Below are 12984 nucleotides of genomic sequence, written 5' to 3'. Positions count from 1 at the left end.
GTCAGTAATCCTGGTTGTGCTCAAAACGACGCATATCGCGGCGCTCTTTCTTGTTGGGTTTGTGGTCGGGCACCTGCATGGAGGCCTTCATAATGCGCCGCCGTTCGGCTTCATCCATGCGCTGTTTAATACTCTCCGGGGTTTCTTCGTATAACGACCGGGCTTCCGGTGCGCCGCGGCGCTGATCGGACAGCGCGGTGATCAGCACTTCTTTCTGGTCGAAGCCCTGACGGATGCTGAGGCGGGCGCCCAGTTCGGCGGTTTTGCTGACCTTGCAGCGCTGACCGTCGACATGCACCTTGCCGCCTTCAATAGCGGCCTTGGCCAGTGCGCGGGTTTTAAAAAAACGCGCGGCCCAGAGCCATTTGTCGAGACGGATCTTTTCTTTGTTGTCAGTCATATCTTAAAAATCCAGCTCATCAAAATGATGAATGCCGGGGAAGCGGCTGTCGGTATTGGGTTCTTTCTGGCTGTCGGGATGGAAAATCGCCAGCAGGAAAGCGATGCCCCAGCGGGCGGCGGATTCTAGCACAGGCTGGCTGTCGTCGATCAGCAGGGTGCGGGCCGGATCGAATCCTTCATCACGCTGCAGGTGATCCCAAAATGCCTGACTTTCTTTCGGCTCGCGGTAATCGTGGGAGCTGATGACGCGGTCGACCAGCTGATCAAGGCCGGTGCGCTCCATTTTCAGGTTTACGCTGTCACGGTGGGCGTTGGTGACGATCACGGTGCGTTTGCCCAATTGCTTAAGGCGGGCGAGGAAATCCTGCACGTGCGGGCGGAAACCGATCTTATGCTGCACATCGCGCTTCAGTTCGGCGATGGGCAGGCCAGTGAGTTCGGTCCAGTAATCGAGGCAATACCAGTCGAGGGTGCCGCGCAGGCCGACAAAGCTTTTGTTCAGCTCAGCCAGGGCCTCTTCCTCGCTCAGGCCGTGCTGTTGGGCGTAGACCGCCGGCAGGTGGTCGAGCCAGAAATAATTGTCGAAATGCAGATCCAGCAGAGTGCCATCCATGTCCAGCAGCACGGTATCAATTTGTTGCCAGTTGGTCAGGCTCATAGGGTTATACTCGCAATCGGAATGTCTATTAAAACAGGGCTGTTATGCATAAAAAACCACAGATTTTGCAACGTCATCTGGTGGCGCAGAGCCGTTTGTTCCGGGTGGAATCCTTCGATCTGCGCTTCAGTAACGGAGTTGAGCGGACCTATGAGCGTCTGATGCCCGGAGGAAGCGGCGCAGTGATGCTGGTCGCGCTGCTGGATAACGATACCATTGCCCTGATCCGGGAATATGGGGGCGGAATTGAAGATTACACCCTCACGTTGCCAAAAGGTGCGATCGATCTGGGCGAGAGTCTGCGCGAAGCCTGTAACCGCGAGCTGCAGGAAGAGATCGGTTATGGCGCGCGGGAGTTTATTCATCTGAAAAAACTCAGCCTGTCACCCAGCTATATGAGCGGCGGTATCGATGTGGTGGTGGCCCGCGATCTGTACGAATCGAAGCTCGAAGGCGACGAGCCGGAACCGCTGGAACTGGTGCCCTGGAAGCTGAACAACCTGCACGAACTGTACAGTCGCGAAGACTGCACCGAAGGCCGGGCGATCGCTGCGCTGGCGCTGGCGCAGGAATTTCTGGCCGGGCGTTTTGACGGTGAAGTGCTGACCTGAGCCTGCTTCAGGCCTGGGTTCTGGCGGGCAGGAAGTCGGCGATTACCTTGCCCAGGGTATCCAGCCTGATGGGCTTGCTGATAAAGCCGTTCATGCCGGCCGCCAGGCAACGCTCTTTATCTTCCAGCATGGCATTGGCGGTCAGGGCGATGATCGGGATATGGTTTTTATGGCTGCTGAGATCGCGGATGCGTTCGGTAGCGGTAATACCATCCATCACCGGCATGTTCACATCCATTAAAATCAGGTCGTAATCGTTGCTCAGCACTTCGGTAATGGCCTGCTCGCCGTTGGATACCGTGGTATACACCAGGCCCAGCCGGCTTAGCATGCGTTCGGCAATTCTCTGGTTCACGCTGTTGTCTTCGGCCAGCAGCACACGGCCATGCAGGGTACGGTTCTGTTTTTCGGCCGGTTGTTTTTCTTTTTCCGGTGCGTGCCCTTCGTGCAACGGTAACTGCAGCACAAAGGTGCTGCCATGACCGATTTCTGAACTGAGTCCTATATCGCCATTCATCGCTTTCGCCAGGTGACGGCTGATGGTCAGTCCTAATCCGGTACCGCCGTATTGGCGGCTGGTGCTGGTATCAGCCTGTTTGAACGCGGAAAAAATCTGTTCGGTTTTGTCCTGTGCAATACCGATCCCGCTGTCGCGTACTTCGATATTCAGCAGATAGCGGAAGTCTTCCTGCTGCTGGCCGCTGACGCGGATTTCAATACGGCCTTTCTCGGTGAATTTCAGTGCATTGCTGAGCAGGTTGGTGATGATCTGGCGCACCCGTTTCGGGTCACCACGCCAGTTGGCGGGCAGGCCTGAGTCATAGTAATACAGCAGCGATAATCCCTTGCGCCGTACCGGTTCGTTAAACAGCTGATAGATGTCGGTGATCAGACGGTTCAGGTCAAAATCAATCTGCTCAACTTCCAGATTGCCGGACTCAATTTTCGACAGGTCGAGAATATCGTTAATGATGTCGAGCAGGGCATGGGATGAGTTGTGAATAATATCCAGATAGTGGCGCTGGTCTTCTGACAGTGACGAGTCGAGCAGCAGCTCGCTGGCACCAAGAATGCCGTTCATTGGGGTACGGATTTCATGGCTCATATTGGCCAGGAAAATCGATTTACTGCGGTTGGCACTTTCTGCCTGCTCCAGCGCCTCGCGGATGCGTACGTTGGCGGTTTCCAGTGCCCGCTGGTTGGCCACCGCCTCGGTAATGTCGAGGCCGGCCAGCAGTACTTCCTGATGTTCACCACTGTTGATGCGGGTCAGACGCCAGCTGATGGTTGATTCCTTGCCGCTGGCGGAAACCAGCGGAAATTCTGACGCCATACTGCCTGCATGACTGCCCAGTAACTGTTGCCAGTCATGACTCAGGCGTGCGGCATGGGTTTTGGGCAGCAGATAACTCAGCGGCTGTTTGTACAGCTGCTTTTTATCCATCTGCAGCAGATCCTGTACCGGCTGGTTGATGCGCTGAATATTGCCCTGCTTATCGCACACCAGCAGCAGCGTCTGCATTGAATCAAAATAAGCCCGTACCCGCTGTTGCTCGGCGCGCAGCTTTTCTTCCATATGATGACGTTTACTGATGTCGTCGCCGGTCAGCAATATGTAGTCGCGCCCGTTGAGGTGCCATGGCTGGGCATGCAGTGCCCAGCGTCCATGGTCGCCGTGACGGTCAATCAGGGTGCACTCAAAGTCGACCAGTGTTTGGCTTTCCAGCGCCTGCTGCAGGTAACGGGCAATCTGTGGCTGTTCTTCCTCGGACTGAATTGCCGATAAGCGCTGATCGTGATCATCGGCAAACAACTCAATAAAGCGCGGGTTGGCATCAAGAATCAGCTGTTGGGCACTGAGACGCACCGCAATGCCACTCATATGTTCCCAGCTGAGGCTGTGCTGCAGACTCTGGCGGTCGAGCTGGTCACGCAATGGCCGGACCAGATGATGGAAACCAGCAAACAGAATAATGATAACGGCCAGATCGGTCAGTGCCGCACCAACCCAGCCCTGCAGATAATACTGGCGCAGCTGAGACAGTGACTTGCTGACAACCAGACCCTGACCGGGCTGTAGCGGCTGGAGGTACTGCAGATAGGTGTGCTGCTCGTCATGCATCCGTTGCAGGCCACTGATGCCTTGCGCGGCTTTTGTTACGGCGTCGTTGCTGATTCCGGGTTGTGGTGGCAGGCGGATGCTGAGTTTATTGTCATGCAATACGCCGGTCTGCACCGCCAGCCCCTGACTGCGCAGGTAACCCAGCTCGGCTGCGCCTGGCAGGCTGTCGGAGTTGAGTTTCCATTGTTGCAGGAACTTGCCGGCCAGACGCTCTAACTCATCCTGCTGGTGTTTTACTTCGTGCAGATACAGCAGGAGGCTGGTAACAACTGTGATCATCAGCGTTGACGCCAGCGCGAGCATCCAGAGGTATTTTATGTGGCGGCTCATAGTGCGTCCTTTGCCGAAGTCCCTTAACAATAGATGCTTGTGGTCAGACAATCCAAGGCAATACCAGTGCATGCAGGGTGGCGGTCAGGGTCATGGCCATTGCCGCATAGGCCGATTGCTGTGGTCCTAATTCCAATGCACGACTGGTGCCAATGGCATGGGCGCAGATTCCCAGTGTCAGTCCAACGGCCTGCGGGTCATCCATGCGCAGCAGTTTTAACAGGGACGGAATCATCAGAGCCCCGAGAATTCCGGTGATGATGACAAAGGCTGAGGCCAGAGCATTGATGCCGCCGACCTGTTCGCTGATGGCCAGTGCCACCGGAGTGGTAATGGATTTTGTGTAGATCGTGCGGGTGATGGCGTCATCACCAATCCAGAAGTGCGCCAGCAACACTGCACAGGCTACGGTTGTGCCGCTGCCCAGAGTTACCGCCAGAACAATGCGCAGCCATTGTTTACGCATGGTATGAATAAACTGATACAGCGGTACCGCCAGCATGACCACCACAGGCCCCAGCATCTGGTTCAGGTAATCACCGCCCCGCATATAGGTCTGATAAGAAACACCGCTTAACTCCAGACAGGTCACGACCAGTACAACGCCGGTCAGAATCGGCGGAATAAAGGCGTTGTTACCCAGGCGGCGGTAGAGTTGCTGGCCGGCAAGAAAAGACGCAATGGTAAGCGCGGCCCAGAATAACGGCAGACTGAACAGATGTGTCATGAGCCTGATTTACCTCCCTTGCGCATAATCAGCGCACTGACCAAGGCACCGGGAATCAGGCTGAGCGCAAGAATAACCAGCAGGGCGGGACCATGTTCGGCGAGCAGTTGCTTTTGGGTAATGATGCCAACACTGACCGGAATCAGGAATAAAGGCAGCAGGGGTGACAGCGTCTGGGTGATGCGCTGCAGATTATCCGGCGTTTTGCCGCGCAGTATCAGCGCCAGCAGTAACAGCAGCATACCAACAATGGATGCCGGAACAGGAAGATGCAGCAGTGTTTGTAACAGAGAACCCAGCAGCAGAAAGATCAGCAGGGTAAGGAGGCCGGACATACGTCTGCTCCTGAAAAGTTGGTGCGGAAGGAGAGACTCGAACTCTCACGCCGTGAAGCGCTGGAACCTAAATCCAGTGTGTCTACCAATTTCACCACTTCCGCGATTCAGGGCGCGGATATTATACAACTCGGATGCACTTGCCAAGAGGCCGGAGCCGCTGGCCCTGAAGGGGGGCGCTCGTGTATGGTGCCTTTTTTTGCATAACAGGGAATGGCTATGCCTTCAGATAATCGTTTGGCCAGTAATATTCTGCTGAGTGCGGCCGCGGTCGTGATCGTGATTGCAGGTATTAAAAGTGCCGCTGCCATGCTGGTACCTTTTTTACTGGCGGTATTTATTGCCATCCTCAGTGCGCCACTGCTGCGCTGGTTGACTAATCACCGAGTCCCCGGGGTTGTGGCGGTGTTGTTGCTGGTTATAGGTTTCCTGTTGCTTGGCACCGTACTGGCTTCTTTTGTCGGCGGTACACTGACGGCATTTTATAAAGATATGCCGCTGTACGAGCAGAAACTGCAGGCGCTGACCAGTCATGGCGTGACCTGGTTGCGCAGCCTTGGCGTGGAAGTGGCTGATAATGTGATCCGCGAATATGTAAATCCCGGCGTAGTGATGAGAACCGTTGCCTCTGTGTTTAATGGCCTGGGCGGCGTGCTGACCAACACTTTCCTGATTCTGTTCACGGTGATCTTTATTCTGCTCGAAGCTTCCAGCTTTCCGGCCAAGGTTAAACGCGCCTTTGGGGAAGAAACCCAGGCCTTTGCCCACTTTGAGCGTTTCTCTGAATCGGTGCAGCAATACCTGATGATTAAAACCGTGGTCAGTTTTGGTACCGGCCTGACCGTTGGTCTGCTGCTGGCGCTGATCGGTGTTGATTACTGGGCACTGTGGGCGCTGGTTGCTTTCCTGCTCAACTACATACCTAACATCGGTTCTATTATTGCGGCCGTTCCGGCGGTGCTGATTGCCTTAATTCAGATTGGCCCGGGAGCCGCGTTGCTCACCGCCGGGGTTTATGTGCTGGTTAATACGCTGTTCGGTAATGTGGTTGAGCCGCGTCTGATGGGCCGCTCGCTGGGGCTGTCGACGCTGGTGGTTTTTCTGTCGTTGGTGTTCTGGGGCTGGATTCTCGGGCCGGTGGGAATGCTGCTGTCGATCCCTCTGACCATGGTGGTTAAGATCGCGCTGGAAACCCGGCCGCAGTCGCGCTGGATCGCCACCTTGCTTGATCACTGATCTGTTCAGGGCACGGTATGAGCAAAGAAGGGTAAAAACACTGCCGGCCACGGGGCTGGCAGCGCTAGACTGGGCGCAACGGAGGATGGTGATGAAATCGATTCTGCTGGTTGATGATGATTACGAACTGGGCGAACTGTTGCAGGAATACCTGTCGATGGAAGGTTTCGCCCTGACCGCTGTGCAGGACGGTGAAACCGGTCTGCAGCGGGCACTGAGCGGCGATTACGATCTGGTGCTGCTGGATGTGATGCTGCCGAAAATGAACGGCTTTGAAGTGCTGAAAAAACTGCGTACCGAGTCTTCCCTGCCGGTAATTATGCTGACCGCCCGTGGCGAAAGCGTGGACCGGGTGCTGGGTCTTGAGCATGGCGCCGATGATTATATTCCCAAGCCTTATCACCACCATGAACTGGTGGCGCGGATTAAGGCTCTTTTCCGCCGTATTGATCTGTCGGCTGAGCAGCCTGGCAAAGGTGCGGTCACCACGCTGAATGTGGGTGAGCTGCAGCTCAATACCACGCGCCGGGTAGTGACTCTGGATGGTGTCGAACTGGCCCTGACCGGTGCCGAATTCGGCGTACTGCATTGCATGATGGAGCACGTTGGTGAGCTGGTGGATAAAGATACGCTGTCGCTGGCGGCACTGGGTCGTCCGCTGATGGCCTACGATCGCTCTATCGATATGCACGTCAGCAACCTGCGCAAGAAACTGGGCCGCCGCAGCGATGATTCTGACTGGATCAAAACGGTGCGTTCGCGCGGCTATATGCTGGTCAGCCCGGAATAAACTCTCCCCTTTACCACAGGCCTGTGCATGCGCTGGTATCGCTCGCTGTTTTTCAAAATTTTCCTCTGGTTCTGGGGGGTGATCTTCCTTTCCATGTGGGCAGCGGTGCTGACCAACGAATGGATTGAAGACGATTATTTCCGCCCGGCTACTCAGCCTGAAGCCATGCACTTGGTGCATCTGATGGACCGTGAACGGCCGATTGTGGCTGAAGGCCGCAAGCTGTGGCGCAAAATGCGCCCGGGCTGGAATCTGGTGGCGGTGCCAGTGGATATGATCAGTCAGTTGCCCCACGATCTGGAAGAATTTGCCGATGAGGCGGATGAAACTGACCAGATTCTGTGGGGGCAGAATGACGGCTGGCTGATGATCGGGCCGTTGCAGCGTCAGGGTTATCTCTATATCGCCGTTGCCCGTAAAGAATGGCAGAGCGTGCTGAATAACGAAGACCGCTGGCTGGTACCGCTGGCGATTGTGGTGGTGGTTACGCTGCTGTGCTTTGTGCTGGTGTGGAGCCTGACGCGGCCAATCCGTCGGCTGCAGCGCACCGTACGCCAGCTGGCACAGGGTAATTTTGATGTCTCCGGTCTGCGCCGTGATCTGCACCGGCATGATGAAATCGGCATGCTGGCCAGCGAAGTGGTGGATATGGCCGATGCACTGCAGCGTTTATTGCACAGTCATCAGCAGTTACTGCGTGATGTGTCGCACGAGTTACGTTCGCCATTAACCCGCCTGCAGATTGCCCTTGGTATTGCCCGCAAAAAAGATCAGCACCAGATTCTGGCAGCGGAGCATGACCGGATAGAACGCGCCGTCGGACAGGTCGATGGACTGGTCGGACAGATTCTTGATCTGGCCCGGCTGCAGCAGACCGACAGCCAGCAGTTGCAGACCGGCCGCCTGGATCTGGGCAGTCAGCTGCAGATCTGGCTGCAGAATGCAGACGTTGAGATCGAAGAAAAACACCTGCAACTGATGGTCAAAGGGCCGGCCGCTTCCCTGACATGTGACTGGGACTGGATGCTGGTCGAGCGGGCTTTTGACAACCTGTTGCGTAATGCCATCCGTTTTGCGCCGCAGGGCTCAGAGCTGTCTGTCGGTGTAACAGTCCGTGCTGAGTATGCGGAATTGTGGGTGCAGGATCAGGGGCCGGGCGTACCTGAAGAAGAGCTGCTGCGGATTTTCGATCCTTTTACGCAGGTCGATTCGGCCCGCGATCATGCGGCCGGTGGTTATGGCATCGGGCTGGCGCTGGTGAAGCGCATTGTTGAACTGCATGATGGCAGCGTTCGCGCCGAAAATTGCTCCCCCGGTTTGCGTGTGATCATGCAGCTGCCTGTGCAGCCACAAACCTGATCTGGCTCAGTTAAAAAAGAGGGAAGCGCCGGATTAGCTGGAAAAAGCAATAGGTTTTTGGTAGAAAGTACGACCCTTATGCCCCCTGTGTTCTGGACGATGTGGCACAGCTGGCTTTTAAATACAGTGAAGAGACTGGACAAGTACTATGTCACAAGATTTCAAGCAAGCAGCTCTGGATTACCATCAGTTCCCTAAGCCAGGCAAAATCAGTGTCGAACTGACCAAGCCTGCGCAGACTTCACAGGATCTGTCTCTGGCCTACAGCCCTGGTGTGGCAGAGCCGGTCAAGGAGATCGCTGCTGATCCTGAAAACGCCTATAAGTACACCGGTAAGGGTAACCTGGTTGCGGTTATCACTGATGGTACTGCGATTCTGGGTCTGGGTGATCTGGGTCCTCTGGCTTCCAAGCCGGTTATGGAAGGTAAGAGCCTGCTGTTCAAGCGCTTTGCCGGCGTAGACTCCATTGACATCGAAGTAGAGTCTGAAAGCCCACAGGCCTTTATCGACACCGTTCGCCGTATTGCTATTACCTTCGGTGGTATCAACCTGGAAGACATCAAAGCACCTGAGTGTTTTGAGATCGAACGCACCCTGATCGAACAGTGCGACATCCCGGTATTCCACGATGACCAGCATGGTACTGCGATCGTAACCGTTGCCGGTGCTCTGAACGCTCTGGAAATCGTTGGCAAGAAAGTCGAAGACGCCAAAATGTGCGTACTGGGTGCCGGCGCAGCTGCAATCTCCTGCACCAAGCTGCTGATCCTGGCAGGCATGAAGCCAGAAAACATCTTTATGTGTGACCGTAATGGTGTGATCCACTCCGGTCGTACCGATCTGAATCAGTACAAGCAAGCATTCGCTGTTGAGACTGACAAGCGCACCGTTGATGATGCCCTGAATGGCGCTGATATCTTCCTGGGTCTGTCTGGTCCTAACATGGTGACCGGCGAACAGATCAAAGCAATGGCAGAAAACCCAATCATCTTCGCCTGTGCTAACCCGGTTCCGGAAATCATGCCGGAAATCGTTAAGGAAGTTCGTCCTGATGCCATCATGGCAACCGGTCGTTCCGACTACCCTAACCAGGTAAACAACGTACTGGGCTTCCCATTCATCTTCCGTGGTGCTCTGGACGTACGCGCCAAGCGCATCAACGAAGAGATGAAGCTGGCTGCAGCCAAAGCTCTGGCTGGTCTGGCGAAAGAACCTGTAACTCAGGAAGTTCTGGATGCTTACGGTCTGGAGTCTCTGGAGTTTGGTCGTGAGTACATCATTCCTAAAGCCGTTGATACCCGTCTGCTGGGTGCTGTATCGGCTGCGGTTGCTCAGGCTGCGGTTGATACCGGTGTGGCACGTAAGCCATTCCCGGCTAACTACCCGCTGAAAACTCTGGCTGATATCTGATTGATCAGACCATAGTAAAAAACCCGGCTATGCCGGGTTTTTTTATGCCTGTCGTTACGCCAATGCCACAGTGTCAGCGAATCAGGTAATCAGCCAGCAGGCGCTCGTAGCTCTGCAGGATTTTATCCTGCTCGCCGCTGTCGATCAGAATATCCATGCCGATATCAAAGGCATCACGCAGTTGTTTGCTGTGGAACGCGGCGTAGTAGTAGGTCGGGGTAAATAGATCGTGGTACTGGTACGGTTGCTGGTAGACCGGGTTGTTCGGATAGTTGCGACGTAACTGACTGAGGTAATAACGGAATATCGTCTGCTCGAGAATGATCACATCAGTCTCGCCATTAAACAGTGCCTCAACCTGTTTCTGCTGTTCGGCCAGTTCCCGGTAAGCCGGACTGCGTGCAGCTTCTGCGGCAAAATTGTCGGGCAGCAGCTGACTGGCCAGGTTAAAAGCGGTGATGCTGTAATTGCCCAGACTGCTGACATCGGTCAGGGATACCTTACGACTGCTCAGGCTGATGGCAATGTTATGGAATACGATCAGCGGCTGGCGGGAAAATAACGCGTTCGGCGACGCGGTTACGCTGGTGATGCAGGCAATATCCAGTTCGCCTTTATTAAAAGCGATAACGTTATTGGTGTTGTTGTCATAGCGTACGTCGATGGTTTTATTCTGCGTTTGCAGTGCCCGGCGCAGGATATCGAGCACAATGCCGCGGTCATTCTGACGGATCACATAAGGTGGGATCGAATTACCACAACCAACGCGTACCGAATCGGCACTCTGTGCACTGGCACTGAGCGGTGTCAGCAAACCGAGGGTAAGTACAGGCAGGCAGTGGGCAAATAAACGCAGAAATAACGACATACAACGGTGAATCCAGTCCGGCAACAGACTCAGCATAACCGGATTTATACGATTTGCACGTGGTGCCTGAGGATAAAACTGAAGGGAGGGGATGCCGGCTCTGGAGCAGAGCCGGCGGAACGGGCATCAGCCTTTTTTGGCGCGCTTACGTTCGTTTTCGGTCAGGAACTTCTTACGCAGACGGATGCTGGTTGGAGTTACTTCCACCAGTTCGTCGTCTTCGATAAATTCCAGGGCCTGTTCCAGCGTGTGCTTAACCGGCGGCGTCAGGTTGATGGCTTCATCGGTACCTGACGCACGCACGTTGGTCAGCTGCTTGGCCTTGGTAGGGTTAACCACCAGGTCGTTATCGCGGCTGTGCAGACCAACGATCATGCCTTCGTACACTTCCAGACCCGGAGCAACGAACAGACGACCACGTTCCTGCAGGGTAAACAGGGCATAGCCCAGAATCTTACCCGGAACCATGGATACCAGTACGCCGTTGTGACGGGTAGAGGTCAGGCCGGTCTGCACCGGACCGTAATGGTCGAAGATGTTGGTCAGGATGCCGGAACCGGAAGTCATGGTCATAAACAGACCACGGAAACCGATCAGGCCACGGGCTGGCATGATGAACTCAAGACGCACACGGCCTTTGCCATCCGGCACCATGTTGGTCATCTCGGCGCGACGGTTGCCCATCTCTTCCATGATGGAGCCCTGGTGCTCTTCTTCGATGTCGATCACAACCTGTTCGTAAGGCTCCTGGATCTCACCGTCGATTTCTTTCTGCACAACTTCCGGCTTGGAGATACCCATCTCGAAGCCTTCGCGGCGCATGGTTTCAATCAGAACGGACAGGTGCAGCTCACCACGGCCGGAAACTTTGAATTTTTCCGGAGTGTCGCCTGGCTCAACACGCAGAGCCACGTTGTGAATCAGTTCTTTTTCCAGACGGTCTTTGATATTACGGCTGGTTACGAACTTACCTTCACGGCCGGCAAACGGAGAATCGTTTACCTGGAAGGTCATGGATACGGTTGGCTCATCAACAGACAGCTGAGGTAAGGCTTCTACTTTAGAAGGATCACACAGAGTGTCGGAAATGCTCAGACCGTCGATACCGGAAATACAAACGATGTCACCGGCATTGGCTTCAGGGACAGCAACACGCTGCAGGCCATGGAAACCTTTAACTTCCAGCACACGACCCTTACGGGTTTTGCCTTCGGCAGACACGATCTGTACATCGGTACCTGGCTTCAGTTTACCGCGGGCGATACGGCCAACACCGATAACGCCAACATAGCTGTCGTAATCCAGAGCGGAGATCTGCATCTGGAAGGGGCCGTCAAGATCAACTGGTGGCGGGGTTACGTGGTCAACGATCATCTGGAACAGAGGTGACATGTCGTCAGCCATGTTGTCAGGATCCAGACCGGCGATACCGTTCAGGGCAGAGGCATATACAACAGGGAAGTCGAGCTGTTCTTCGGTTGCACCGAGACGGTCGAACAGGTCGAACATTTCGTCCATAACCCAGTCCGGACGCGCACCCGGGCGGTCGATTTTGTTGATCACCACGATCGGGCGCAGGCCACGTTCGAAGGCTTTCTGGGTAACGAAGCGGGTCTGTGGCATCGGACCGTCAACGGCGTCTACCAGCAGGCAGACGGAGTCAACCATCGACATAACCCGTTCCACTTCACCACCGAAGTCGGCGTGTCCTGGGGTGTCAACGATGTTGATGCGGTAGTCGTTCCATTTAATAGCGGTATTCTTCGCCAGAATGGTAATACCACGCTCTTTTTCCTGGTCGTTGGAGTCCATGACCCGCTCGCCGCCCTGATCTTTGCGGTCCAGGGTGCCGGACTGCTCGAGCAGTTTGTCGACCAGGGTAGTTTTGCCATGGTCAACGTGCGCGATGATGGCGATGTTTCTGAGGTTGTCGATCACAAGAATGGCCTTGGTGAAAGTTTGTACAAAAAATGAGGCGCGATTATACCTGAAACGGGTCGTCAGCGTGACATCAATTTCGCCGCTGCAAGCATATTCTGCGGACATTTCTGCCGGCATTAATCAGGGGATAAATGAAAGCGCTGTTTTTGTGCCGAATCCCATGTACTGCGGTGTTCAAGTGAACCTATAATGTG

Annotated in this window: 12 protein-coding genes and 1 tRNA gene; 5 read left to right on the top strand and 8 right to left on the bottom strand. The window is 55.0% G+C overall.

Translation table 11 applies throughout. From position 1 onward, the window contains the following. Window position 1 precedes the first annotated feature (1 nt). Together hslR and yrfG are read right to left on the bottom strand one after the other, a co-directional pair. Window positions 2-400: a ribosome-associated heat shock protein Hsp15 gene (gene hslR, locus LGT44_RS17860; RefSeq protein WP_145467161.1), complete on the bottom strand. Its 399-nt coding sequence runs from the start codon at window positions 398-400 to the stop codon at window positions 2-4. 3 nt (window positions 401-403) lie between these two features. Next, window positions 404-1060, bottom strand: coding sequence for a GMP/IMP nucleotidase (gene yrfG, locus LGT44_RS17855; protein WP_225691360.1), 657 nt, complete (start codon window positions 1058-1060; stop codon window positions 404-406). A gap of 44 nt (window positions 1061-1104) precedes the next feature. Between yrfG and nudE the strand changes: the two genes are divergently transcribed. Next, window positions 1105-1671, top strand: coding sequence for an ADP compounds hydrolase NudE (gene nudE, locus LGT44_RS17850; RefSeq protein ID WP_225691361.1), 567 nt, complete (start codon window positions 1105-1107; stop codon window positions 1669-1671). Window positions 1672-1678: 7 nt separating this feature from the next. On the opposite strand, the gene LGT44_RS17845 is transcribed toward nudE, so the two are convergent. The 4 genes from LGT44_RS17845 to LGT44_RS17830 form a co-directional block, all read right to left on the bottom strand. Beyond that, the gene (locus tag LGT44_RS17845; RefSeq protein WP_230332149.1) at window positions 1679-4123 is read right to left on the bottom strand and encodes a PAS domain-containing hybrid sensor histidine kinase/response regulator; all 2445 of its coding nucleotides are present in this window, start codon (window positions 4121-4123) and stop codon (window positions 1679-1681) included. A gap of 43 nt (window positions 4124-4166) precedes the next feature. Beyond that, entirely contained in the window at window positions 4167-4850 is a 684-nt protein-coding gene (locus tag LGT44_RS17840) for an LrgB family protein (protein WP_145467153.1), read from the bottom strand. Next, entirely contained in the window at window positions 4847-5185 is a 339-nt protein-coding gene (locus LGT44_RS17835; RefSeq protein WP_145467151.1) for a CidA/LrgA family protein, read from the bottom strand. The genes LGT44_RS17840 and LGT44_RS17835 overlap by 4 nt, the downstream gene beginning before the upstream one ends. Before the next feature lie 19 nt (window positions 5186-5204). Then, a tRNA-Leu gene (locus LGT44_RS17830) sits at window positions 5205-5289 on the bottom strand. Between the two features lie 115 nt (window positions 5290-5404). On the opposite strand from LGT44_RS17830, the gene LGT44_RS17825 reads away from it, so the two are divergent. From LGT44_RS17825 to LGT44_RS17810, 4 genes are all read left to right on the top strand, one after another. Continuing rightward, entirely contained in the window at window positions 5405-6421 is a 1017-nt protein-coding gene (locus LGT44_RS17825; protein ID WP_145467149.1) for an AI-2E family transporter, read from the top strand. Window positions 6422-6512: 91 nt separating this feature from the next. After that, the gene (locus tag LGT44_RS17820; protein ID WP_145467147.1) at window positions 6513-7211 is read left to right on the top strand and encodes a response regulator; all 699 of its coding nucleotides are present in this window, start codon (window positions 6513-6515) and stop codon (window positions 7209-7211) included. Between the two features lie 27 nt (window positions 7212-7238). Beyond that, a complete protein-coding gene (locus tag LGT44_RS17815) occupies window positions 7239-8570 on the top strand; it encodes a HAMP domain-containing sensor histidine kinase (protein ID WP_225691365.1) in 1332 nt (443 codons plus the stop codon). Between the two features lie 148 nt (window positions 8571-8718). Beyond that, the gene (locus LGT44_RS17810) at window positions 8719-9981 is read left to right on the top strand and encodes a malic enzyme-like NAD(P)-binding protein (protein ID WP_145467143.1); all 1263 of its coding nucleotides are present in this window, start codon (window positions 8719-8721) and stop codon (window positions 9979-9981) included. Window positions 9982-10054: 73 nt separating this feature from the next. On the opposite strand, the gene LGT44_RS17805 is transcribed toward LGT44_RS17810, so the two are convergent. Together LGT44_RS17805 and typA are read right to left on the bottom strand one after the other, a co-directional pair. Then, on the bottom strand, window positions 10055-10885 hold the full coding sequence (locus LGT44_RS17805; RefSeq protein ID WP_225691366.1) for a substrate-binding periplasmic protein: 831 nt from the start codon (window positions 10883-10885) through the stop codon (window positions 10055-10057). Between the two features lie 90 nt (window positions 10886-10975). Continuing rightward, a complete protein-coding gene (gene typA, locus LGT44_RS17800) occupies window positions 10976-12787 on the bottom strand; it encodes a translational GTPase TypA (protein WP_145467138.1) in 1812 nt (603 codons plus the stop codon). Between the last annotated feature and the right edge of the window lie 197 nt (window positions 12788-12984).

This window comes from Thalassolituus alkanivorans, assembly GCF_020447205.1.
GTDB lineage: Bacteria > Pseudomonadota > Gammaproteobacteria > Pseudomonadales > Oceanobacteraceae > Venatoribacter > Venatoribacter alkanivorans.
This window is presented reverse-complemented; position numbering and strand designations above follow the sequence as displayed.

What these genes read in the sequence shown, in the direction of transcription:
- hslR (WP_145467161.1), bottom strand. Translation starts at nt 400, where the DNA reads ATGACTGACAACAAAGAAAAGATCCGTCTCGACAAATGGCTCTGGGCC.
- yrfG (WP_225691360.1), bottom strand. Translation starts at nt 1,060, where the DNA reads ATGAGCCTGACCAACTGGCAACAAATTGATACCGTGCTGCTGGACATG.
- LGT44_RS17810 (WP_145467143.1), top strand. Translation starts at nt 8,719, where the DNA reads ATGTCACAAGATTTCAAGCAAGCAGCTCTGGATTACCATCAGTTCCCT.
- LGT44_RS17835 (WP_145467151.1), bottom strand. Translation starts at nt 5,185, where the DNA reads ATGTCCGGCCTCCTTACCCTGCTGATCTTTCTGCTGCTGGGTTCTCTG.
- LGT44_RS17820 (WP_145467147.1), top strand. Translation starts at nt 6,513, where the DNA reads ATGAAATCGATTCTGCTGGTTGATGATGATTACGAACTGGGCGAACTG.
- LGT44_RS17840 (WP_145467153.1), bottom strand. Translation starts at nt 4,850, where the DNA reads ATGACACATCTGTTCAGTCTGCCGTTATTCTGGGCCGCGCTTACCATT.
- LGT44_RS17845 (WP_230332149.1), bottom strand. Translation starts at nt 4,123, where the DNA reads ATGAGCCGCCACATAAAATACCTCTGGATGCTCGCGCTGGCGTCAACG.
- LGT44_RS17805 (WP_225691366.1), bottom strand. Translation starts at nt 10,885, where the DNA reads ATGCTGAGTCTGTTGCCGGACTGGATTCACCGTTGTATGTCGTTATTT.
- LGT44_RS17815 (WP_225691365.1), top strand. Translation starts at nt 7,239, where the DNA reads ATGCGCTGGTATCGCTCGCTGTTTTTCAAAATTTTCCTCTGGTTCTGG.
- nudE (WP_225691361.1), top strand. Translation starts at nt 1,105, where the DNA reads ATGCATAAAAAACCACAGATTTTGCAACGTCATCTGGTGGCGCAGAGC.
- LGT44_RS17825 (WP_145467149.1), top strand. Translation starts at nt 5,405, where the DNA reads ATGCCTTCAGATAATCGTTTGGCCAGTAATATTCTGCTGAGTGCGGCC.